This is a genomic window from Methylophaga sp. F7, assembly GCF_056863975.1.
On the sequence record NZ_CM166511.1, the window covers coordinates 1141644 to 1164167 of the forward strand.

Here is a 22524-nt window from a genome sequence, read left to right on the forward strand (position 1 = left end):
ATGAAAACATTCTTATTAATTGCTGAACACCGTCGTGGCGAACTGCGGCCTATCTCACTGGAAGTTATTGCTGCGGCACAGGAACTGCGACAGGCTGATGACAAGGTTGTTGTCGCTGTGATTGGCGAACAGGCTGAAAACTATATTGCAGACCTGTCAGTTGCCGGTGTGGATGAAATCATCACGGTAAAAACGGCCAGTGTCGAGTTTGATCCGGATATCTTTGAAGCTGCAATCACTTCGCTGATGGAAAAGCTGGATCCTGAAGTTGTTCTGCTACCCCATAGCGTCGATTCACTCGGCTACGCAGCCACTTTGGCTCGCAAGGGTAATTATGGCTTTGCCACTGATGTATACGGCCTGCAATATGATGGAGATGATCTGGTGGCAACACGCTCCGGATATGACCAGAAGGTCAATGTAGAGCTGGATTTCCCAGGCAAGCAGTGTGTGCTGTTGACCATTCGTCCAAGTGTCTTCAAACCGACCGAGGAAAAAGCTTCTCCAGCGGTATCTTCAGAAGATATGACCAGTATCGAATCACGCAGTACTAACCTGGAATTTGTTGAGGCAGGCGGGGCAGATGATATTGATATCACCACGGTCGATTTCATTATGTCGATAGGCCGTGGCATTGCCGAAGAAGCCAATGTGGAGCAGTTCCGTGAGCTGGCTGAGATGGCGGATGCCACTTTGTGTTGCTCAAGACCTATAGCCGATTCCGGCTGGTTGCCAAAATCCCGTCAGGTCGGTCAGTCAGGCAAGGTGGTTGGATCCTGCAAATTGTATGTCGCGATGGGCATTTCCGGTTCGATTCAGCATATGGCGGGCATGAAACATGTGCCAACTATTGTTGCGGTCAATAGTGATCCAGGCGCTTCAATTTTTACTATCGCCAAATACGGCATTGTCGGCGATATTTTCGAAATAGAAGAAGAGCTGCGTAGCCATTTTGAATAGGCTGGGCTTATAGGGACTTTTGTTTTCTCATCTGCTCCAGCAGTGGTGGCGATGAAAAATCAATAGACCTGGTAAATTCGCGAGCTGGCGGGGGTAACTGGCAATGTCTGCCCAGGCAGACATCCCCGTTGGTTTCGCGACCTATATTTAAGGAAAACGTCATGACAGATGATCTAAAAGTGTCAGCAACGAAAGCGGGACTGAATGGTAAAGGTCTGCGGATAGGTATCGTACAGTCACGTTTTAATCCGGCAATAGGCAGCGCGTTGGTCAGCGGCTGTATCGATGAACTGAATCGAGCAGCAGTAGCCAGCAATGATATTGTGCTGTTTACCGTGCCGGGTGCACTGGAAATATCATTGGTTCTATCTGAACTGTCGGAAAGCGGAAAATTTGATGGTCTGATAGCGTTGGGCTGTGTGATACGAGGTGAAACCTATCATTTTGAGGTGGTTTGCAATGAGTCGGCACGGGCCATTACCGAAATACAGCAGCATTATCGTATACCCATTGCCAATGCCATTCTGACTACCGAAAACGAAGAACAGGCGAGTACCCGGGCTCGTATCAAAGGCAAAGAGTCAGCCCAGGTTGTACTGGAAATGATTCAAACCCTGCAACGCTTACAGCAACTCCCAAAATCTATATCAGCTTAATAAATAGCCTTGATTCTGTAGAAGATCCTAACTAATTCAATTCTGTTTACTCCATTGGGAGTACGCCATCTTGGGAATTTTCGAGCATGGTCTGCTGGGCTATGGTTTGCCTATACCATAAATTTTAATGACTGTGGAGATCGCAATGCTTAGAAATTCAATCCTGAATGTACGTCATAAGGAACTCGGTTCGTTATTAAATGGGGATACCTGGAACAATATGCCGATTCCCTGGAGTTATAAATCAGATCCAGATGAGGAGGTGATTGCTGTAAGGACACGTGCAGGTCTATATGACGTATCTGCTTTGAATATTCTGAACGTCAGTGGTCCTGATGCAACAGCCGTATTGGATCAACTGGTCACTATTGATGTGACCAAAATGGAACCTGGTACCTCCAGGCTGGCGGCTGAAGTAGATGAAAGCGGTGCACTATGTGATGACATTATGGTGATTTGTGATGCGCCGAATCAGTTTCGACTGTCACATGGCAGTGGGGCCACTCCGCAGCAGCTGGAGAAGATCTCCCAGGGTAAAAATGTTCAGATCGCAGCAGATTTGGATGTACATATTCTGTCATTACAGGGACCGAAATCCTTGGAAGTGTTAAACCCTCATCTCGACTTTGATTTGGAAACACTGCCTTATTTCCGTCATGTTGACGCGAAATTATTTGGCTGTGCTATCAAAATTGCCCGTGGTGGCTATTCAGGCGAGCGCGGCTATGAAGTCTACTGCAGTGCCGATGATGCCATTCATATCTGGGACATGATTCTGGAAAAAGGCAAACCATTTGGTGTGATTGCCGCCTCCTGGGATTCGCTTGATCTTACCCGTGTCGAAGCAGGTCTGCTGTTTTTCCCCTATGAAATGCCTGAGGGCGATACCACTCCCTGGGAAGTCAATATGGGCTGGGGCGTCGATTTGGATAAACCCGGCGATTATATCGGCAAGGCCGCTGTTCTGGCATCCAAAGGAAAAGAACGTTTCAAGCAGGCCGGCATTATCTGTATGACCGCCGAAGCTGTTGAACCTGGTTCTCGTATAACTCATGACGGTAAAGATGTTGGTGTGGTGACCAGTGCCAGTTACAGCAATTATCTGATGCAGTCTCTGGCACTGGTTCATCTGCACCCGGATCATCTCGCAATCGGGACTCAAGTGATGGTGGAAGGCAAACAGCCAGTTAAAGCTTATGTTGCAAAGATGCCTTTCTATGACCCGATGCGTCTGCGTACTCATCCGGAACAACAAAAGTAAATAGTCTGCAGAGCGCCGGCCAGGAATCTGACCGCGCTAAGCCAGATTTAATGAGGAAATCATTATGCAAAGAGGTTACTGGATAAGAAGCAAACCACTTTATGGCTCACTGGTATGGCAAACCCCAGCGGTTGCACATTTGGTGGTGGCCGGGGGGAGGGTGGTATTGCTGTTCTTAAATTATTTCAGCAAATGTACCCCAAAGAACCTATTCAGGTGCTTTATGCAGATTTACCAACGGCCGAAAAGAATTATTCAGACATCCTGCAGCAAATAGTACTGGAGGAACTGGATATTTGTGATTCAGAAGAAAGTTTGCTGGCTAATCTGGAACAACGACTGAAACACTGCACCATGGGAACCCGCTTTTATGTGGCAGGCAGTGAAGCTTTTATGTGGCAAGTTTTGCAGAAAACCCGCGTTGCTGGTGTTCAGGATGTTGATGTGCAGAAAGAGTTGTGCGGCACATTGGCAAGACCGGTGTATTGCGTTCACTGCAAAACCATTACCCGTGATGTTCATCACAATGTTTTCCCATGTAGCAATTGTGGTCGACATCTGTTTGTCCGTGACCATTTTTCCCGGCGTCTTGGTGCGTACATGGGGGTCATGGTGGATGCAGAGGAGCCTGGCAACATTCCACAGATTGAAGAGGTTTATCCATGAGTATCCTGAACGTAAAAGTGGCCGATGTCGAACAGGTCACCGATATGGTGAAACATTTCACGCTGGTTGAGGAAAATGGCCAGCCGTTACCGAAATTCTCCGGTGGCAGCCATGTAGTAGTGTCGATGAACATTGATGGTCGTATCCATCGAAATCCCTATTCGCTGATGGGCTCTCCGGAAAATACTGACAGTTATCATATTTCGGTTCGGCGTCAGGAGAATTCGCGCGGTGGTTCGGTGTTCATGCATGACAGTGTCGAAGTTGGATCCAGGTTGCAGATAACCTATCCCGTCAATTTGTTCAGCCTTTCCAAGCTAGGTAAAAAACACATTCTGGTTGCTGGTGGTATCGGTATTACGCCGTTTATGTCGCAAATCGCCGATTTAAACCGACTCGGTGATGATTATGAAATGCATTACGCCTTCCGTTCAGCTGAGCATGGTGCTTTTGTCGAGCAACTGCAACAAATGTGTGGTGACCGATTGCATCTGCATATTGAAAGTGAAGGTCAGCGAATTAATTTTCAGAATCTCTTATCTAACCAGCCACTAGGCACCCATGTCTATGTGTGCGGGCCAGAACCTATGGTCAATGCGCTATTGCTGACAGCGAAAGATTTGGGATGGCCAAAAACCCATGTACACAGTGAACAATTCCTGGCTCCACCTATTGGTGATTCGTTTCAGGTGCAGTTGGTCAAGTCCAATATGGAAATTGAGGTTCCGGGTGATATGAGCATGCTCGAAGCAATGGAAGAGGCTGGACTTGAACCCGATTTTCTCTGCCGAGGCGGTGCTTGTGGTCGCTGTGAAGTAGAAGTTCTGGAGTGCGATGGTGTACTGATGCATAACGACCACTATTTATCCGATGCCGAAAAAGCGTCTGGTAACAAAATCATGCCCTGTGTATCCAGGGCCCGCTGCCAGAAATTATTACTCAATATCTGAGGACGTCTTATGAATACTCCAGCCTTTAAAAAAGAAACTTTCCGTGATGATTACACCTTCCGTAATTCACCTGAGGCAATACGGCGTTTTCCATTTCCGTTTGCCGAAGATGAATACATGTACAGCGTCAATATCGAGCAGCATGTATCAACCAACCCGGGATCGGTTTTCGAACATGCCATCGATATTGATGAGCATTACATCGCCGAATGTGAAGATCGACGTCTGACACTGGAACGTGACCCTACGCGTTATATTGCATTGCCACACATGATGGACGCTCAATGGGACATGGTCGAACTGATCATGGATTCATTGTCGACGGATTATCCTCAATGGTTTGAACTGACCAAAAACGGCAATGAATGGCACTGGATTAACAAACCACTGGAAATTGATCAGACATTTACTTTTGGTGATACCAGTACATTGCCAATGGAGCCGTTTGAATACATCACCCGTCAGGTCCAGGGTGACTGGATCATCATGGATCATCGCGACGATGACTTGTTTGCCGATATGGGTATGGTCACCAGTCAGGCTGACTGGTCGATCGCTTTTGATGCCGGCATGTCTTTCAAAGAGTGGCATGGGCCGGTTCCACAAGCGAATGAAATCGGCATTTTTGACAGAGCACTGAAATATTTGCTGCATCTGCAATATGGCAGCCCGGTGCGCCGACTCAACTGGACCATGACGGTGAATCCGCGTCTGGATACTTCACCTGAAGAGTTTCCATTGTGGGGACCGGATAACGCTTCTGTCACTCCGGAAAACGTAGGAGAGAAAGTGCACCTTCGTGTTGAACTGCAGGCGTTATTCCGTCTGCCACGGAGTAATGCAATTGCCTTCAGTGTCCGTGGTTATCTTATCAGCCTTGATGAATTGATCACTTATCCAAAATGGGCAAAACGACTACGTAGGGTGCTGACTAATCTGCATCCTGATCTCTCGGAATATAAAGGGCTGGATCTTTATCGACAAACCGTTATCGATTGGTTGGAACCATTGGAAGACGGAGCCGAACTGGGACTGGGTACCCAGCCGGAATAAATTTCCTTTCAATGAATATGGGCTTTCGTCCATAGCACTGGCCGCTGGCTAATGCCGGTCAGCGGTTCGCATTACCTTTAAAAACCCAGAAGGAAACAAAAAATGAAAATGAGAAATATTGTGGTATCAGGGTTGGCCGGGATGAGCTTAATGACGAGCGCATCAGTATTTGCCGAAACAACCTCGCCACACACTTTCAGTGCCAATGTCGGTCTGTTCAGTCAGTATGTATTTCGTGGTATTACTTACTCTAATGAGGATGTTGCTCTGCAGGGTGGTTTTGATTATGCACATGAAAGTGGCTGGTATGCTGGTATCTGGGGCACAAACCTTGAAGAAGGCGATAACGTTGGTAACAGTGTAGAAGTTGATCTGTATGGTGGTTACTATCATCAGTTCAATGATGACTTTGCAGTCGATGTCGGTTTGCTTCAATTCTATTATCCGGACCGTGAAAAATATAACGGCGAGGATTTTGACACCACTGAAGCCTATGTTGCTGGAACCTGGAAATGGTTTACTGCTAAGTACAGCCGAACTCTGACTGATTGGGGCGGTATCAATAATAAGTCTGCCGGAATTGACGGTTATGCAAATGGCGATTCAAAAGGCACACAGTATTTTGAGCTGAATTTTGATTATGGTTTGCCGATGGGTATAAATCTGCATTTGCATATTGGTCGACTGGAAGCTGAAAACTATGATGAGTTCAACTACACCGACTATATGATCGGCTTGAACAAAGATTTTTCCATCGCCAATTCTGATGGTTGGAATGCTGGAGTTAACTACACCGATACCAATGCTGATGAGGACTGGTGGACTGGTGTAGATGGCGATAACCGCGGTGATAGTCAGTTTATTGTTTATATCATGCGTAGTTTCTGATTCGGTCACTTAACATTATGACTATAAAGCACCCCTTCTGGGGTGCTTTAATTTTATTCAGGACAGGTCACAGATTTGTTTTCGATCATGTCACGTAAGCCGACATCAAGTTGAGATAGATTATCATTACTCAGATCGATAACGACACCTTCCAGGGCAAGCAACTCACCACTGGCAGAAAAGATACCTTCACCTTGTTCCATAACCCAGCGGGTTTTATTGGTACGGGTACAGATACGATAGATCATCTGAAATTTTCGCTGTTTGGCTATTTGTTCCTGGACATGTTCCCAGCAACGAGGTCGATCATCGGGATGAATCAGCTGCATATAGGTGACATTGTTAGAGTTAACCAACTCATAAGGCTGGTATTCAGTGACTTCAAGGCAACTATCGCTGACAAATTCAAAAGTCCAGTCGCGATCATTTTTACAACGGTAAATCATGTTGGGAATATTGGTCATGATCATATCTACAGGCGAGTGACGATTATGTTTCTGTGCCGCTTCAAGTTGCTTTAACTGAGTGATATCCGTCAGTGTGCCAATGACACTGGAACGTTCACCTTTGAAATTGGAACTGCGTGAAGCACGGATTTCAATCCATCGATATGAACCGTTTTTGGTAATGACTCGACATTCGATTTGAAAATATTGACGTTTACCCTGAATAAGTGAATTCATTCTGGATTCAACCAGTAAAATATCTTCAGGGTGGATAAAACTTAAAAAAGGTTTATTTAATGATTCTGAAACACTAAAGTCAGTAAGCATTTCCCAGGCAGTATTTGCATATATAATTTCCTGATCAACATTGTTTATAAAAATGATTTGTCTGATATTATTTAAAAGGCTTGGAAAATTGAATTTATCTGATTTTAAATCTGAATCATTTTGCGATTGTGTAATGGATGAAAACTGCAATAAATTGAGATTCGATTGATCTTGTGAGTTTAAAGGTGACAATGAAATATGCACGGGTATGGTGGTGCCATCAATATAAAGCATACGTAGCGTAAGTGTCTGATGCGGTTCATTGCTGTTTTTCATCTGTCTCATGAAGTTTGTCAGCGCAGCATGATTACTGGGATGGACCATATTTGTAAGTGGCATATTAGTCACCAGTTCGCGCATACCATTCATTCCCAGCTCACGCAGGAAGGCATTATTGGCAAAAATGATATTAAAACCATCAATGACAGCAGAGGGTGTAGACAGGCGCTTTGCGACATCATTGGCCCAACCGTGATCCTTGCCGGTAGTTTGATTGCCGGCCAACATCAATTTCCTTTGACTATGAGGATAAAAGGCAATGGTGAGCACCACGGAAAACAATGCTGCAAAAATTGCAGCCGCCACGGCAAAATGGATTTTGAATGGGGCTGTGCTGTCCCACCAAGTACCAAATACGATGGCTGTGATCATGCTTAACATGATCATGGAAAATATAATGAGACCCATTGTTCTGACCCTTGAGAACAGCTTTTTCGGGAAGCCCGGTTTTGAAGAAAATTGACCTGAAATATATTTTTAAAAGCATACGCCAAAGAGCTGTTTTTTCCAAGCTGATTACACTGCTTTTATGTATTGCAATGACGATACTTTTAATCCAGGCAGGAAATTTATTTTTGTTGGATTATATGCTGTCCAGTAAACATGCAATTGAGAAAGTTAATGAACATAAGATTTATTGGGATAAACATTTATTTTATCTGAACAGTCTGCGTCCAGCTGATGCACAGAAAACATTGGTTCAAATGAAAAGAAATTATCTGAATGTTGAACATGAATCCGTTGTTTGGATGCTTAATCAGGAAAATGATGCGTTGAAAGTCGCGCTTGAGGAAGTCAAGCAGGCCCAAAAAAACTTTGACAATGTGGCTCAACTTAACATTCGTCAGGCCACACAGCTGAGACTGGCTGATAATGTGCTGGCTTCCTACAAAAAACTGGCTGATGCTTTACATCGTGATAGTGAAATCAAAATTTCAGTGATCGCTCTGCTTAATATAATCAGCCTTTTGTTTCTATACAGCTGCATTATTGCCATTATGCTGGGGGCGAAAAATTTTCTGGTTGAACGTATGGACAGATTGCAGACTTTTCTGATGCTGAAGTTCCCCGCTCAAAAACAGGAACCAAATGCTGATGAGTTTACTCGCCTTGAACAACGTATTTTTGAAATGACAGCCAAAATTGAAGGCTATGCATCACAGGTTGCATGGGCTGAACGAACCAATGAGAAGTTGCTTATTTTATTACGCTCTCATGAGTTTATACTTAATTTCATCGAGATCACCAGCCATGAGATCCTGAGTGAAAAAACGCTGCTCAAAGTACTTTATTCGCTTGAACGAGCAATGAATTTTGACAATGTCGCGATTATTTACACCGATGATGCGGCTGTCATAACCAGCGAACAAATCATTTTTTCGCATCACCCGCCGCCCAAACTGGACAATCAAAGGTTTGATGAACTTCACCATAACGGTCTGTCCAGTTATATGGAAAAAACCAGGAAGGTACGGAAATTCGTTGTGTGGGAGTAACTTTCAGTGGACCCGCGTCAGCACTTGGGATCTTGCTGATTGAGACCGAAAAAGACAGATTTCTGGAAAATACCGAAATCCAGGTACTGGAAATTACTGCAAAACTACTGACAATGGCCACCAAGTTTCACAGTCATGATGAAGAAGGTCGTCGTCTGGCTGTGCTGGAGGAACGTGCCGCGATTGCTCGTGAACTACATGACTCTCTGGCACAGTCCTTGTCCTTTATGAAGATCCAGCTGGCTCGGCTTCAGTCAGCTGGCGATGACAAGATAAAAAGTGCGGAGATGATGGGAGAGCTTCGGCAAGGTCTTGATTCGGCTTATCGCGAATTACGCGAATTGCTCACCACGTTCCGGGTGCATATGGACTTAAGAGGGTTGGGGTATGCTATTCAAACCACTATTGATGAGTTTTCACAGCGTTCCAGCATAAACATCAATCTTGACTACCGACTGGTTAATTGCCGTCTGACGGTCAATGAAGAATTTCATATGTTACACGTGCTCCGGGAGGCATTATCCAATATCGTGCGGCACTCTAAAGCAAAGAATGTCGCGATATTCCTTGAGCTTCGTAAAAATGGAAATGTGGTATTAACCATAGAAGATGATGGCATAGGTTTTACGGCGAATACCAACACCTATGATCATCATGGTCAGATCATCATGAAGGAACGTGCCAACAGCCTGGGAGGGAACCTTGAAGTGATGGCCAAACGCCATGGAGGCACCCGAGTTAGGCTGGTGTTCACACCAAAATCAGTACAATAATTATAGTGAGAGAGAAATATGACTGAAAAAATAAGAGTACTACTGATTGATGATCATCCTTTATTTCGTAAGGGTGTTGGACAGATCATTTCTGATGATCCGAGCTTTGAAATTGTCGGGGAAGCAGCTTCAGGCCAGGAGGGGATAGATCTCGCCCTAAAGGTTAACCCGGATCTGGTTTTATTGGACCTTAATATGAAAGGTATGGATGGACTGGAAACATTACGACGTTTCAAAGAGACAGATTTGGATGCTCATTATGTTGTTCTGACAGTCTCGGATGCAGAAGAGAATCTGCTTGAGGCATTGCGAATAGGTGCTGATGGTTATTTACTTAAGGATATGGAACCGGAGGACTTGAGGAATCATTTGCTTAAAGCAGCTGTAGGCGTCACCGTCTTACAGGACAGTATGACCGAAATATTAAAGAAAGCATTCATTGACCCGCAACATAAAGTGAGTGCGGATGAGATAAATCTGACAGTTCGTGAAAACGAAATTCTGGAATGTCTGGCTGAGGGGATGAATAATAAAACCATTGCCCGAAAATTGGATATCCGTGATACCACAGTCAAAGTGCATATCAAAAATATCCTGCGCAAACTTAATCTTACTTCACGTTTGGAAGCGGTGGTCTGGAAGCATCAACAGGATGGTAGATAACTGCTGAATAAATTAATGCCGACAATCCTGAATAAGGGTTGCCGGCAATAATTACTGGAATTTACAAAGGTCAACAGACCCTAGGGTGTGTTTATCTCTCATTTCCTCCTCTGTTGTGAGCTGAAAAAGTATCAATCAAGGCACGAGGAGCGCCTTTTAGTTGTTCTAAATAAGTGACGAGCAACGCAGAGTGGCGCTTTTTCAGTCACAACCCGAAGGGCTGGGACTATTTTTGCGCCCGCCTGCGTTGTCAATCACTTATGTAGTAAGGCTACACTGCGTGCTTTCCGCCTTGCCGGACACAAAAATAGTCGCCAGCAGTGGTGGATATGAAAGATAAACACGCCCTAACAAATTACAGTGGTTTACGCTGGCCTACAAAAAAGCCGACACCACGAGTCGGTGTTTCGAAGGTAATGGTTTCACCATTGCCAAAAAACAGCACGTCACCGACAGTGGCATGTACTTTCTGACCAGTTTCGTCCGTAATAAAAAATTCACCCTCTGCGATATACTTCATTTCTTCGTAATCGTAGGTGTAAACCAGTGGTTCATCTGTTTTGTTCAGGTGAAAAAAACCTGCGCAAAGCGTTTTGTCCTGGCTATCAGAAACAATACTGTCACCCAATGTGGCATTAATTCCATCAAGACCCATTGTTGGTTGTGGATCTTTAACAGCCTGTTTTTTAAATTTCATAAAAATGTCTCCTTCGTTAGTGACGGTCCGATTAAATAACGTCACAGGATTGTGAACAATCCTTCTGAAGTAGTACTCAGTTTGTATAGTCTTTTATAAACAGTTACTTGGCATATTTTCAGCTTAAATTCCTGTTTAAAATCAGTCATGGAAGGCTGCGCAGATTGTCAAAATAGATTTTCTGGGTTTTTATTGCGAAAACAATTTAGTTTTTCTTATAAAAAAATAAAGCCATTTCCTCATTCCAAATAATGTCAAATCACTAAAAGCGAAGCCATATCAAGGGCTATTACCCCCTAAGTGGTAATTAGTCTGAGTAATAGACACACCTTTGACCGGGGCATAGATTCAGTTTCCTGCGGTTGAATTCCCATCCGCAGCCAAAAATATAATAAGGGATACTTTTATGGAAACAGAAGTCGCAAATTTGTTTGCCGAGCAGGTTAGTCTGGGGATGCTTGTGCAAAATCTGGTTTATGCCTCGGGTACAGTCGGGGCTATTTTTGTTGTGATTGGCTTAATGCTGATTGATGTCGGGGGAGTTCGAAGACGTAATATCTTTAATGCCACGATAGAAAAGATGGTCGGTTTTTTTATCGGTTTTACGGCTTACTTTCTTATTGGTTTTGCTTTTTGGGCGTCACAATATTACATCATGGTAGATTACACACTGGTTGATTCCATTAAAGACTGGTGGGTTGGCGGTGGACTTTCAAATTCAATGGCGCAAAATGTGGATCCGGCAGTTTTTCCGGGTTTGAATAACTTCCAGATCTTTATTTTCTTCCTCGCTTGTTTTGCTGGTATCGTCAATGTTCTGCTGCACTTTGCAGTATCAGAACGGATGAAAGCATCGGCTTATTACATCACCGCTTTTGTCGCAACAATTGTTTCATCCATCTTGAGTTGGATTACTTGGGGGTCGGTTGGTCCACTGACTAATTTGGGCTTCCATGATTTCTTTGGTGTGGGGTTTGTTTACCTATTCCCAGCCGGTATGGCAATGGTGTTTGTACGTAAGCTGAGACCTCGTCCAGGTATGTTCTCAGCGCATCCGAATGTCTCAGAATACCGCCCACCAAATCTGGGTTTGCTAACCGTCGGTGTGATGACTATCTTTGCAGGTTTGCCGATGGTTATTCTGTCATGTCTGTTTTTCTTCGATCCAGAAGCATTGGCAGTGAGTGTGACCATGGCGGATACCAGTGTGGGTATTGCCTTTAACAATTATGGTGCGGCATGGGCAGGTGGTGCTCTGATGGGTGCTGTTCTGGCTTATTCAACCCGTAAATTCAGCTATCTGCTTTTGGGACCTCTGGCAGGTTATGTGGCCGGTGCTTCAGGATTTGACGTTTATGTGCCATGGCAAATGTTTTTGGTGGCGCTGGGTGCGCCGGTGGTGGCGTACTTGATTTATGAATTCATGCAAAAACGTAATATTGATGAACATAAATTACTGCCATTGTTTGCGGGTGTAGGTTCTTATGGTCTCATTATGACGGGCCTGTTACACATTGGTGTGCCACGTGGCGGTTACCTCGGTATCGAAGAGGGCGCCTATGCTTTCCAGCATGGTGAAATTGGTGTATTAATGCAAGTAGTGGGCATCGTGGTCAGTCTTGGTTTCGGTATTATTACTGCTCTGGTGATGTCGTTTATTTTTAAACACACCATTGGCATGGATGTATCGGATGATGCTCAGGCTGAAGGTCTTGATAAAGTCTACTGGGGTATTGAGCCTGATGTGGACCCTGTCACTGATAATAAATCTTAAAATCTGGAGAGTTAAAAGTGAATCAGGGGTAGTTTGTCTTAATCAAAGTCTCAGAAATTTTCATCGGGGCGCCGGGCAAACTGAACCGTTCTCAAAACCTCAAAAAAATCCGGCTTCGGCCGGATTTTTTTGTTCAGTACATATAATTCATTAATACTAGGGCTTGTTGAGCATTCATAGCCGCCTCTGTTCTGACTGAAAATGTACCAATCAAGACGCGAGGAGTGCCGTTTATGAGATACATCCATCTATCACCCCTTTGGGGCTTGCGCTCAAAAACGTTCCCGGCGTTTTTGTAGTTGTTCTAAATAAACGACGAGTAAAGCTTCCGCATCCTGCTCACGCCCCTGACCTACATCCATGTAAGCCACGCAGGGTGGTGCATTTTCAGCCTCAACCCGAAGGGCTGGGACGATGAAAGATCAACAGACCCTAGATGCTAAAACTATCAGATTTTTGGCAAAAAAGTGGTGTTTATCAAGGAGACAGAAACATGAAATCAAAGCTGACAATGACTCAGTGCATACACAGTGATTCCTATCATAATGATCAAGGTTCACCTCAGCCCCCGCTATATGATTCCAGCCTGTTTGCTTTCGAGAACACGCAGGCCATGCGGGATGTTATGGAGGGTAAGGCACCTGGTGCTTTTTATAGTCGTTATGGGATGAATCCAACTATCACCGCTCTGGAAGCTAAACTGGCTCAACTCGATAATGCTGAAGCCAGCCTGGCATTTTCTTCCGGTATGGCAGCAATTTCTGCCTTGTTTATGCATTTTGCTGCTCAGGGTATTCTTTGTGTTGGGGATGTATATGGTGGCACCCAGCAACTTTTAAGCAAACAACTGCCTGCACTGGGTATCAAAACTTTCTCATTGCAGAAAACAGATCTGAAAGCAGTAGAAGCTTCACTGGAAGCTGATAAACCTGCCTTGGTGTTTATTGAAACGCCGAGTAATCCCACATTACAGCTGCAAGATATCACTCGGTTGGCACAACTGGTTCATGCGTACGATGCATTGTTAGTGGTAGATAATACGTTTGCAACGCCTGTCAATCAGTGTCCGATTGCGCTTGGAGCAGATTTTACTGTGCAAAGTGCAACAAAGTATCTGGGGGGCACAGTGACTTGACCGCCGGTGTATTGTCCGGGCGTATTGTGCAACTTGAAGCTATCAATGATTGGCGTAAAAATCTCGGTCAGACGATTTCGACGGAAGTTGCCCATAAACTATCCCGCAGTCTCCTCACATTGGCAGTCAGAGTAGAACGGCATAATTTTAATGCCCAGCTGATTGCTGACTATCTGGACAAACATCCCAAGGTCCGTAAAACCTGTTATCCCGGCTTAACATTGCATTCTCAACAGGATTTTATTTCCCAGCAAATGTCCGGTTTTGGCGGCATGGTCAGCTTTTACATTGCGGGTGATGCTGCAATGGCCGAGCGGTTTGTTGATCTGCTGAACGTGTTTGCCATAGCACCCAGCCTGGGTGGTGTGGAGAGTCTTGCTACCCAGCCGATTTATACGTCGCATTATGGTTTGTCAGAAGAAATACTTAAACAAGCTGATGTGGACGGTAGTCTGATTAGGTTGTCGGTCGGATTGGAAGATATCAAAGATTTAATTAACGATCTGGAACAGGCGTTCAGTCGCTGCTAGGGCGTGTTTATCTTTGATCTCCACCACTGCTGGCGACTATTTTTGTGTCCGGCAAGGCGGAAAGCACGCCGTGTAGCCTTACTGTATAAGTGATTGACAAATACGTCTGGAACGCATTTGAACAGCTTAGCTGGCCGCGTAGCGGTGAAATACAGGGATGTATCTCACAAAAGGCGCTCCTCGTGCTTTGATTGACGCTTTTTCAGCTCACAACAGAGGCGGAGATGAATGATAAACATGCCCTAACAACAAACCCTGCTTTAAATCCAGAATAAAAACTCCTTTACTTAAAATTGCACATCGGCAGTGCATTTTTAACTTTTCTGTTGCACCAAATTGGTGCCTATGATCTCCTCCTAGCTAATATCAAAACTTAACCTACTGACTATCATAGAAAAAATACGTGGCATGGATTTTTCATTGTTTCGCCGGGGTAAATTAAATTTAATTTTAATCAACAGGAGCGAGAAATGAAGATGATAACGGCGATTATTCGCCCACATGCTCTCGAACTGGTGCGGGCCGGGATCCAGGATATTGGTATATCTGGCCTGACCGTGACAGAGGTTAAAGGATATGGTCGGCAAAAAGGTCATAACGAGATGTATCGGGGGGCAGAATATACGATTAATTTTCAGCCAAAAATAAAACTTGAATTAGTGGTGGGTGATGATGATGTGGCAAAAGCCATTGAAGCCATTTCTACCAGCGCCAAATCCGGAAAAATCGGTGATGGCAAAATTTTCGTTTCAACACTGGAGTCGGCCGTTCGCATCAGAACGGGTGAAACCGGTGAAGCAGCAATTTAAAGGAGAGCAGAATGGATACGCTTGCAATTGAAGTGAGTTATGCGCTCGACACATTCTATTTCCTGATGTGTACAGCGATTGTTATGTTGATGGCAGCGGGTTTTGCCATGCTGGAATCGGGTTTGGTACGCAGTAAGAATACTGTCGAAATCCTTAATAAAAACGTCCTCTTATACAGTATTGCCTGTCTGGTCTACTTCGTGGTTGGTTATAACATCATGTATCCGGCCGATCCGGTGAATTCGTGGATTCCGGGTATTGATTTCTTCCTGGGGGAAGATAACAGTACTGAATCCGTATTAGCGGGTGGTGATGGTGCTCCGTATTACTCTGCCATGGCAGACTTTATCTTCCAGGCAGTGTTTGCAGCAGCAACCATGTCGATTGTTTCTGGTGCTGTCGCTGAACGTATGCGTCTCTGGCCGTTCCTGGTATTTGCGGTATTTATGGTCGGCTTTATCTATCCGGTAGAAGGGTACTGGAAATGGGGTGGTGGTTTCCTTGATCAACTGGGCTTCCAGGATTTTGCCGGTTCAGTCGTCGTACATCTGGCGGGTGCTGCCGCTGCGTTAGCAGCCGTTATTATTATCGGTCCACGTAAGGGAAAATACGGTAAAAACGGCGAGGTTCACGCGATCCCTGGTGCAAACTTACCGATGGCAACATTAGGTATGTTCATCCTGTGGTTTGGCTGGTTCGGTTTTAATGGCGGTTCTGAGTTAAAAATTGCCAATATTGAAGAAGCGAACGCTGTGGCGAAGATCTTTGTAAATACCAATATGGCTGCAGCAGCTGGTATGGTCGCTGCTTCATTGCTGGCCAGGTTCCTGTTCGGTAAAACGGACTTAACCATGACTATTAGTGGGGCGTTGGCTGGTTTAGTAGCCATTACCGCCGAACCCTTACTGCCAAGCCCTGGCCTGGCACTTATCATTGGTGCAGTTGGTGGTATCGTGCTGGTGTTCTCTGTCATTTTTCTGGATAAAATGCAGCTGGATGATCCGGTCGGTGCAATCTCGGTCCATGGTACTGCCGGTATCTGGGGTATCTTCGCGGTAATGTTCAGTAACCCGGATGCGACCTTTGCCGGTCAGCTCATCGGGACTGTGGTTACCTTTGCCTGGATGTTTATCGCCTCATTTATCGTACTGTCGATTATTAATAAATTCGCCAGACTACGTGTCGATGAAGAGGAAGAAATGGAAGGTATGGATATCAGTGAATGTGGTATGTCTGCTTATCCGGAATTTACTTCTGATAAATAAACCGAGCAGTTACATTATTCAACTAAAACGCCGGCTTTATGTCGGCGTTTTACGTTTGGGGATTTATTCAAACCGGCTTTTAGCGGATTATATACTGACAGAACGGATGCCATTATCTACTATGGAATCAAGCAATATTTTTGCAGCTTAAGACTACGAGCAAAAATCGATTATTGATTTAACGTTTTGGCATGGCTTAAGCCGATGAATTAACTCTCTGAATATCACACAAAACACCATTTACAGTATTAGAGAATCACTATGAGCAAAAAAGAAAATCAAGATATGGTGGTTGAGTTTACGCCGTTAGAAAAAATCGAAGCACTCTACGGTGAATTAACGGACTGGTATGGTGAAGCGGATAAAAAAGAACTTAGAGTCGCTGCTAAATTATTAATGGTCTCACTGGAGAAGTTTTCTATTTACGGTGGATCCGACTGGCATGAATTAGTGAATGAATATGTCGATATTCTCAAAAACGATCCCGAACAGTTTCAAAAATTCCTGCGATCCAATCGTGGTGAATTAAAAGATAAAAAATCGACCGGAAATTATCACTAGAGCTTGTCTGTCTCTCTTCTCCGCCTCTGTTGTGAAAAAGCGTGAATCAAGGCACGAGGAGCGCCTTTTGTGAGATAGATCCATGTATGCCACGCAAGACCGGCAGGCGTCTCCCTGGCGCGGCGGGATATGATGGGCAAGGACGCCCGAATGCCACGATGACAGTGGCCTGTCAATCCGTGGACATAAGTGGCGCTTTTCAGTCACCACCCGAAGGGCTGGGACTATTTCAGCAGCCGCCTGTTCAGAGGCGTTCCAGACTCATTTGTCAATCACTTATGAAGGACGGCTACACGGCGTGCTTTCCGCTTGCCGCACACAAAAATAGTCGCCGGCAGCGGTGGTTATGAGAGACAGACAAGCCCTAGGTAATTAAAAACCGGCGCTTTTCCTGTTCGCTTCGGAGTAACTTGGCAAATTTTCGTGTTTGCTTGGGTAAGTATATGAAATCATCCACCAATGATTTTTTCCGTCGCTTTTTGGTGAGCTCTGCAGGCTCAAAAAAATGCTTGGCATTTTCATAAGACAAGACAAAAGGTGAATAACCTTCCCGCATCAACACATAGCTCATAATCAATGAGCCTGTGCGGTGATTTCCTTCTAAAAAGAGCTGCGGCTGACTGAGGATATTGGTAAAGATACCAGCACAACGTTTCCAGATATTCGTATTCTGATTGAGTGCCAGCCAATCCATTAACTGACCTATCCCACCATCTCTCACATCATAAAAATGCGCCTGGGTGGCTTCAAACTGGGAGTGTTTTTCTATAGAGGAAGTGGTTGAATGCTGATACAAAACAATATAGTTCAGTTCGAGCAATAAACCCGAATTACCATAGGCAAATAAATCGATGCCATTGACCAGGTACTCGTCAATTTTTGCATAACCTGCTATAAGGTTTTCGATCACCGTATCGCTTGGTGGTGTTCTTTTTACCTTGAGCGAGGCGTTAATCTTTTTAAAATTATGTTGCGTATCTATCAGGCAGGATCTGATGGCAGCAATATCTAGTCTTGCAATATTGTCCATCAAATCAAACCCGATAGTTCATCATGTCTTTCCGTAGTTGTCCGTAAAATATGAAAAAAGGCAGTATTAACTAAACTCGCCCCTGACATATTGTTTGGTGAGCAATTGCTGTGGATCTTCAAAGATTTTCTTTGTGTCGTCCATTTCCACCAGATAACCGGTGCGGCCACCATTAGAAATATCCACCCCGAGAAATGCTGTGACATCAGCCACACGCATGGCCTGCTGCATATTGTGGGTGACCAGCGCCACGCTGTAATGCTGTTTTAATTCAACCATCAGTTCTTCAATCTGACGTGTGGCAATCGGATCCAGGGCTGAGCAGGGCTCATCCATTAACAGCACATCGGGCTCTGTTGCAATCGCTCGGGCAATACACAGACGCTGCTGCTGACCACCTGATAGTGAGAGACCGCTGTTTTTAAGTTTATCTTTTACATCATTCCAGATGGCCGCTCTTTTCAACGCTTTGACCACCATCTCTTCTTCATCGCCCTTATAACCATTGAGTCGCAAACCAAATGCAACATTGTCATAAATACTCATTGAGAAAGGATTAGGAAGCTGGAAAACCATGCCGATATAACGTCTTACGATCACAGCATCCACTTTTTTGCTGTAGATGTCGTGATCATGATATTGAATGTGACCTTCAAAACGGAAAGAATCAATCAGGTCATTCATTCTATTCATACTTCTCAGTACGGTACTTTTACCGCAACCTGATGGGCCAATAAAGCCTGTCACTTTATTTTTTTCAACCGGGATAGTGGTATCTCTAACAGCTCTGAAATCACCGTAGTAAATATTTTTGACGTAGCAGTCTAAAACTACAGGGCCTTTAGGCTCATATTTTTTGGCGATGAACTCGCCTGTTTCGGCTTGCATATTCATAGTTATTTCCTTGGTTATTCTCTAAATTTTGATCTGCCAACGATACGGGCAATGATATTGAAAAACAGTACGAGTAATACCAGTGCCAGCGAGGCGGTCCATGCCAGTTCAATCTGATTCTCAAACGGCATACCAGAGAAGTTATAAATCAGAATGGATAGCGAGGCAGTGGGTTCTGCCAGCTCAGACATGTAGTAATTGCTGAATAAAGCTGTGAACAGTAATGGAGCAGATTCGCCTGCAGCACCCGCAACCGCCAGAATGACTCCGGTTACAATCCCGGGTAAGGCGGTTGGCAATACCACTTTAAATATGACCTGGGTACGGGTACATCCCATGCCAAAGGCAGCATCTTTCATTCTTTGCGGAACCTGTTTCATGGCTTCCTCAGCAGCCAGAGTGACCGTTGGCAGCATTAATACAGCCAACGCCACACCACCGGCCCAGGCCGAGTAGGTGCCTGTGGTAATAACGATGACAGCATAGACAAACACACCGGCCAGAATAGATGGAAACCCTGTCAGCACTTTGGCTAAAAATCTGGAAACGGTCGCGGTTTTACTGTTGGGATTAAGAATGGCCAGATACAATGCAGCCATGGTTCCAATGGGAATACTGAGTGCGGAGGCAATACCTACCATGGTCAGTGTTCCGACGATGGCATTACCAAAACCACCGCCGGTCTCGAACCCGGCGGGTGGCAATGCTGTGATAGCTTCAAAATCAAGCCGTGCACCACCTTCCATGATGAGCATGTAAATAACCGATATCAGTGGAATACTGGCTAATATTGCTAACCCCCAAACCAGTCCTGTCAAAAAGAAATCTTTCAGGGCTCTCAATTCGAGTACATTTTTTTCAAGGCTAGGCAAATTGATTCTTGGTGGCAGAACCTGTTCGTTAATCTGACTCATTTTTTACCCTCAAATTTACGCATGGTGTATTGCTGCACAGCCAGACCGGCAACATTGACCACAAAGGTGATAAGCAGCAGGACCAGTGACGCATACATCAGTGCCTGAATTTCAATCTGACCAGCTTCAGGGAAGGTTGAAGCAAGCAGGGATGCCAGTGTGTTAGCAGGTGCAAACAGCGAGACACTGATGTCATTAACGTTACCGATTAACATGGCCAGCGCCATGGTTTCGCCCAAGGCACGACCAAATCCCAATACCAAACCTGCCAGAATCCCGGAGGAGGCTGTTGGTAGCATGACTTTAAGAATAACTTCCCATTTTGTTGCCCCCATGCCATAGGCTGCTTCTTTAACTTTGTAGGGGATACGACGGAAAGCATCGGCCGAAATGGCCGCTACAGTCGGGAGAATCATAATGGCGAGCACTAACGCCGCGGGAGCCAAGCCTGGACCGCTTAAATCTGTGCTAAACAAGGGAAACCAGCCAAACGTTTCATGTAGCCAATTGGCAGCCGGCCTGATTAGCGGGATAAGCACGTAAATACCCCATAAACCATAAACTACTGAAGGAATAGCCGCTAACAGCTCTATGATGGTTCTGAACATCACTTCGATTTTGGCATGCATGAAGCCCTGGGTCAGGAAGATGGCAATAGCCACCCCTAATCCGCCACCAATCAGCAGGGCAAGTAGTGAGCTGTATAACGTTCCCCAAATTTCAGGTAACACGCCAAATTCATTCTGGTTGGTATCCCAGGTAGTACCAGTGATAAATCCTAAACCATGGTCCTTAATCGCAGGTAAGGCCTGAGAACCGAGTTCAAAGACGATATAAGCCAATAAAAGTATGATTGATAAAGCACATAAATAAGCGAAAGATCTAAAGACGGAATCTTTCATGTAATCACTGGGAGAAGGAGGAGCGGACAGCGTTTTGCCACTCGCGGAATCTTTAAAAGGATCGTGAACCATTTGTGTTCCTATCAATCGTGAATATTTATAGTAAATATCGCTAACATCAAATTTTCAGACGCTTGAACAGATAAATGCTGCAAGTGTTTAAAACACTTGCAGCATTGTTTTATCAGATAACCAAGAGTGATTACTGAATCATGCTGGCAGCGTTGCGAACTTTTTCAACAACATTTTCTGGTAACGGGATATAACCCATTGCTTCAGATGATTCCTGCCCAGTTGTGATCATGTATTCAATAAGGTCTTTTAATGCTTTGGCTTTCTCTTCACCCTGATTTTTGTAAACCAGTAACCAGGTGAATGTTGCGATAGGGTAAGCATCATCGCCCGATGGATCAGTTGCCCATGCACGAAGATCCGGTACATCACTGTTTGGCAGATTACCTTCCGGGAAAGCGGTCGTCGCTAAGGCTGAAGCACCTGTTTCGCCACCGGCTTCAATAAAGTTACCTTTTTGATTTTCCAGCAGAGCAGTAGGCATTTTGGTCAGTTTGGCAAAACCATATTCAACATAACCAATTGCGCCAGGTGTTTGTTTGATAGTTGCTGTTACACCATCATTTTTAGGTGCTTTGACGATTGTGCCAGCACTTGGCCAGTTTGGTGCTTTTGCACCACCAACCTGTTCTTTGAAATTATCGCTGATTGCTGCCAGATGATTAGTGAATACATAGCTGGTACCACTTGAATCAGAGCGAACAACAACAGTAATGTTTTGGTCAGGAAGTTTTACATCAGGATTAGCAGCCTGAATTTTCGGGTCATTCCACTTAGTAATGTTGCCCAGGAAGATTTCCGGATAAACATCACGTGGCAGTTTCAGTTCGTTAACACCATCAAGATTGTATGAAATGACAACTTCACCCGCCGTTACTGGTAACAGGATAGTGCCTTTTTTGACCTGGGCTATTTCACTGTCTTTCATCGCAGCATCACTGCCTGCAAAATCTACTGTTTCGTTAATGAAATCCTGAATACCTGCGCCACTACCTTTTGATTGGTAATCAACACGAACGCCATCGGTTTGCTTGCTGTAGTCTTTAAACCACTTGTTATAAAGTGGTGCTGGGAAACTTGCACCAGAACCATTCAATTTAAGATCAGCATATGCAGCTGTTGAACTCATGGCACCAATAAGTGCGCCAATGACAAAAACTGACTTTGCGCTCTTCGCAAATAGTTTCATAAAAACTCCTGACAATTGAAAAAAGTAAAACACTCGATTTACAGTTCGCTCAGTCTATTGGCGGTTTGTTAAACATTTATGACAAAGGCTAATAAGTTGTATTTCTATGTGCGTCAGGGAGCTATTTAGATAAGTCACATTTTTTGTTGGCAGAATCCGTCAGCAATGACGTTTGGATCCTGCTATGAAGTGAACATTTTCGACCAACGTTTGGAACAGACTGATGGTTCCAGTTGAATTGTCTTTTTCACTGATGAGGATCCAATGACTTAGGCCGGCGACAAAAGGAACACCATTGAAATCACTGCTAAAGAAAGAGATGTCACAATAATCC

21 protein-coding genes and 2 pseudogenes are annotated in these 22524 nt (G+C 44.7%); 16 read left to right on the forward strand and 7 right to left on the reverse strand.

Translation table 11 applies throughout. The features are described 5' to 3' along the window. The 8 genes and pseudogenes from AC08OG_RS05830 (at position 1) to AC08OG_RS05865 (ending at position 6434) form a co-directional block, all read left to right on the forward strand. The gene (locus tag AC08OG_RS05830; protein WP_482930296.1) at positions 1-960 is read left to right on the forward strand and encodes an electron transfer flavoprotein subunit alpha/FixB family protein; all 960 of its coding nucleotides are present in this window, start codon (positions 1-3) and stop codon (positions 958-960) included. Between the two features lie 161 nt (positions 961-1121). Then, a complete protein-coding gene (gene ribH / locus AC08OG_RS05835; RefSeq protein WP_482930297.1) occupies positions 1122-1616 on the forward strand; it encodes a 6,7-dimethyl-8-ribityllumazine synthase in 495 nt (164 codons plus the stop codon). Between the two features lie 145 nt (positions 1617-1761). After that, the gene (locus tag AC08OG_RS05840) at positions 1762-2877 is read left to right on the forward strand and encodes an aminomethyl transferase family protein (RefSeq protein WP_482930298.1); all 1116 of its coding nucleotides are present in this window, start codon (positions 1762-1764) and stop codon (positions 2875-2877) included. Positions 2878-2941: 64 nt separating this feature from the next. Continuing rightward, positions 2942-3261: pseudogene (locus AC08OG_RS05845) on the forward strand (dimethylamine monooxygenase subunit DmmA family protein); the annotation flags it as partial. Then, the gene (locus tag AC08OG_RS05850; protein ID WP_482930526.1) at positions 3250-3543 is read left to right on the forward strand and encodes a dimethylamine monooxygenase subunit DmmA family protein; all 294 of its coding nucleotides are present in this window, start codon (positions 3250-3252) and stop codon (positions 3541-3543) included. The pseudogene AC08OG_RS05845 and the gene AC08OG_RS05850, both read left to right, overlap by 12 nt. Further along, positions 3540-4493, forward strand: coding sequence for a PDR/VanB family oxidoreductase (locus AC08OG_RS05855; RefSeq protein WP_482930299.1), 954 nt, complete (start codon positions 3540-3542; stop codon positions 4491-4493). The genes AC08OG_RS05850 and AC08OG_RS05855 overlap by 4 nt, the downstream gene beginning before the upstream one ends. Before the next feature lie 9 nt (positions 4494-4502). After that, positions 4503-5546 carry a heme-dependent oxidative N-demethylase family protein gene (locus tag AC08OG_RS05860; RefSeq protein WP_482930300.1) on the forward strand — a complete coding sequence of 348 codons (1044 nt, stop codon included), beginning with the start codon at positions 4503-4505 and terminating at the stop codon, positions 5544-5546. Between the two features lie 102 nt (positions 5547-5648). Next, positions 5649-6434 carry a TorF family putative porin gene (locus AC08OG_RS05865; protein ID WP_482930301.1) on the forward strand — a complete coding sequence of 262 codons (786 nt, stop codon included), beginning with the start codon at positions 5649-5651 and terminating at the stop codon, positions 6432-6434. Positions 6435-6487: 53 nt separating this feature from the next. On the opposite strand, the gene AC08OG_RS05870 is transcribed toward AC08OG_RS05865, so the two are convergent. Beyond that, complete coding sequence (locus AC08OG_RS05870; RefSeq protein ID WP_482930302.1) at positions 6488-7858, reverse strand: PAS domain-containing protein; 1371 nt, start codon at positions 7856-7858, stop codon at positions 6488-6490. A 167-nt stretch (positions 7859-8025) separates the two neighbouring features. Between AC08OG_RS05870 and AC08OG_RS05875 the strand changes: the two genes are divergently transcribed. Genes AC08OG_RS05875 through narL form a run of 3 tightly spaced genes read left to right on the forward strand, consistent with a single transcriptional unit; the run spans position 8026 to position 10418 of the window. Next, on the forward strand, positions 8026-8982 hold the full coding sequence (locus AC08OG_RS05875; RefSeq protein ID WP_482930303.1) for a hypothetical protein: 957 nt from the start codon (positions 8026-8028) through the stop codon (positions 8980-8982). A 32-nt stretch (positions 8983-9014) separates the two neighbouring features. Then, positions 9015-9755: a histidine kinase gene (locus tag AC08OG_RS05880; RefSeq protein ID WP_482930304.1), complete on the forward strand. Its 741-nt coding sequence runs from the start codon at positions 9015-9017 to the stop codon at positions 9753-9755. A gap of 18 nt (positions 9756-9773) precedes the next feature. After that, positions 9774-10418, forward strand: a complete 645-nt coding sequence (gene narL / locus AC08OG_RS05885; protein ID WP_482930305.1) for a two-component system response regulator NarL — start codon at positions 9774-9776, stop codon at positions 10416-10418. 355 nt (positions 10419-10773) lie between these two features. On the opposite strand, the gene AC08OG_RS05890 is transcribed toward narL, so the two are convergent. Beyond that, on the reverse strand, positions 10774-11160 hold the full coding sequence (locus AC08OG_RS05890) for a cupin domain-containing protein (protein ID WP_482930306.1): 387 nt from the start codon (positions 11158-11160) through the stop codon (positions 10774-10776). A 361-nt stretch (positions 11161-11521) separates the two neighbouring features. On the opposite strand from AC08OG_RS05890, the gene AC08OG_RS05895 reads away from it, so the two are divergent. From AC08OG_RS05895 to AC08OG_RS05915, 5 genes and pseudogenes are all read left to right on the forward strand, one after another. Continuing rightward, positions 11522-12889 (forward strand): ammonium transporter, encoded by a 1368-nt coding sequence (locus AC08OG_RS05895; RefSeq protein ID WP_482930307.1) that lies wholly within the window; start codon positions 11522-11524, stop codon positions 12887-12889. Between the two features lie 511 nt (positions 12890-13400). Next, positions 13401-14554, forward strand: a pseudogene (locus tag AC08OG_RS05900) (trans-sulfuration enzyme family protein). A gap of 470 nt (positions 14555-15024) precedes the next feature. Next, a complete protein-coding gene (locus tag AC08OG_RS05905) occupies positions 15025-15363 on the forward strand; it encodes a P-II family nitrogen regulator (protein WP_292480748.1) in 339 nt (112 codons plus the stop codon). 11 nt (positions 15364-15374) lie between these two features. Further along, positions 15375-16628 carry an ammonium transporter gene (amt, locus tag AC08OG_RS05910; RefSeq protein WP_482930308.1) on the forward strand — a complete coding sequence of 418 codons (1254 nt, stop codon included), beginning with the start codon at positions 15375-15377 and terminating at the stop codon, positions 16626-16628. A gap of 261 nt (positions 16629-16889) precedes the next feature. Continuing rightward, the gene (locus AC08OG_RS05915; protein ID WP_482930309.1) at positions 16890-17189 is read left to right on the forward strand and encodes a hypothetical protein; all 300 of its coding nucleotides are present in this window, start codon (positions 16890-16892) and stop codon (positions 17187-17189) included. A gap of 364 nt (positions 17190-17553) precedes the next feature. On the opposite strand, the gene AC08OG_RS05920 is transcribed toward AC08OG_RS05915, so the two are convergent. The 5 genes from AC08OG_RS05920 to pstS all read right to left on the reverse strand — a co-directional run bounded on the left by AC08OG_RS05920 (position 17554) and on the right by pstS (position 22190). Further along, positions 17554-18219, reverse strand: a complete 666-nt coding sequence (locus AC08OG_RS05920; RefSeq protein WP_482930310.1) for a hypothetical protein — start codon at positions 18217-18219, stop codon at positions 17554-17556. A 66-nt stretch (positions 18220-18285) separates the two neighbouring features. Next, positions 18286-19113, reverse strand: coding sequence for a phosphate ABC transporter ATP-binding protein PstB (gene pstB, locus AC08OG_RS05925; protein WP_104934604.1), 828 nt, complete (start codon positions 19111-19113; stop codon positions 18286-18288). Positions 19114-19127: 14 nt separating this feature from the next. Beyond that, positions 19128-20027, reverse strand: coding sequence for a phosphate ABC transporter permease PstA (pstA, locus tag AC08OG_RS05930; protein ID WP_482930311.1), 900 nt, complete (start codon positions 20025-20027; stop codon positions 19128-19130). Then, positions 20024-21001, reverse strand: a complete 978-nt coding sequence (pstC, locus tag AC08OG_RS05935) for a phosphate ABC transporter permease subunit PstC (RefSeq protein ID WP_482930312.1) — start codon at positions 20999-21001, stop codon at positions 20024-20026. The genes pstA and pstC overlap by 4 nt, the downstream gene beginning before the upstream one ends. Positions 21002-21131: 130 nt before the next feature. Further along, entirely contained in the window at positions 21132-22190 is a 1059-nt protein-coding gene (gene pstS / locus AC08OG_RS05940) for a phosphate ABC transporter substrate-binding protein PstS (RefSeq protein WP_482930313.1), read from the reverse strand. Positions 22191-22524: the final 334 nt, after the last annotated feature.

Bases quoted from the DNA above. Each gene is read 5' to 3' on its own strand.
- AC08OG_RS05855 (WP_482930299.1), top strand. From the start codon at position 3,540: ATGAGTATCCTGAACGTAAAAGTGGCCGATGTCGAACAGGTCACCGAT.
- pstA (WP_482930311.1), bottom strand. From the start codon at position 20,027: ATGAGTCAGATTAACGAACAGGTTCTGCCACCAAGAATCAATTTGCCT.
- AC08OG_RS05895 (WP_482930307.1), top strand. From the start codon at position 11,522: ATGGAAACAGAAGTCGCAAATTTGTTTGCCGAGCAGGTTAGTCTGGGG.
- AC08OG_RS05915 (WP_482930309.1), top strand. From the start codon at position 16,890: ATGAGCAAAAAAGAAAATCAAGATATGGTGGTTGAGTTTACGCCGTTA.
- pstB (WP_104934604.1), bottom strand. From the start codon at position 19,113: ATGAATATGCAAGCCGAAACAGGCGAGTTCATCGCCAAAAAATATGAG.
- AC08OG_RS05830 (WP_482930296.1), top strand. From the start codon at position 1: ATGAAAACATTCTTATTAATTGCTGAACACCGTCGTGGCGAACTGCGG.
- AC08OG_RS05920 (WP_482930310.1), bottom strand. From the start codon at position 18,219: ATGGACAATATTGCAAGACTAGATATTGCTGCCATCAGATCCTGCCTG.
- AC08OG_RS05865 (WP_482930301.1), top strand. From the start codon at position 5,649: ATGAAAATGAGAAATATTGTGGTATCAGGGTTGGCCGGGATGAGCTTA.
- narL (WP_482930305.1), top strand. From the start codon at position 9,774: ATGACTGAAAAAATAAGAGTACTACTGATTGATGATCATCCTTTATTT.
- AC08OG_RS05875 (WP_482930303.1), top strand. From the start codon at position 8,026: ATGACGATACTTTTAATCCAGGCAGGAAATTTATTTTTGTTGGATTAT.
- amt (WP_482930308.1), top strand. From the start codon at position 15,375: ATGGATACGCTTGCAATTGAAGTGAGTTATGCGCTCGACACATTCTAT.
- AC08OG_RS05860 (WP_482930300.1), top strand. From the start codon at position 4,503: ATGAATACTCCAGCCTTTAAAAAAGAAACTTTCCGTGATGATTACACC.
- AC08OG_RS05905 (WP_292480748.1), top strand. From the start codon at position 15,025: ATGAAGATGATAACGGCGATTATTCGCCCACATGCTCTCGAACTGGTG.
- AC08OG_RS05870 (WP_482930302.1), bottom strand. From the start codon at position 7,858: ATGATCACAGCCATCGTATTTGGTACTTGGTGGGACAGCACAGCCCCA.
- ribH (WP_482930297.1), top strand. From the start codon at position 1,122: ATGACAGATGATCTAAAAGTGTCAGCAACGAAAGCGGGACTGAATGGT.
- AC08OG_RS05840 (WP_482930298.1), top strand. From the start codon at position 1,762: ATGCTTAGAAATTCAATCCTGAATGTACGTCATAAGGAACTCGGTTCG.
- pstS (WP_482930313.1), bottom strand. From the start codon at position 22,190: ATGAAACTATTTGCGAAGAGCGCAAAGTCAGTTTTTGTCATTGGCGCA.
- pstC (WP_482930312.1), bottom strand. From the start codon at position 21,001: ATGGTTCACGATCCTTTTAAAGATTCCGCGAGTGGCAAAACGCTGTCC.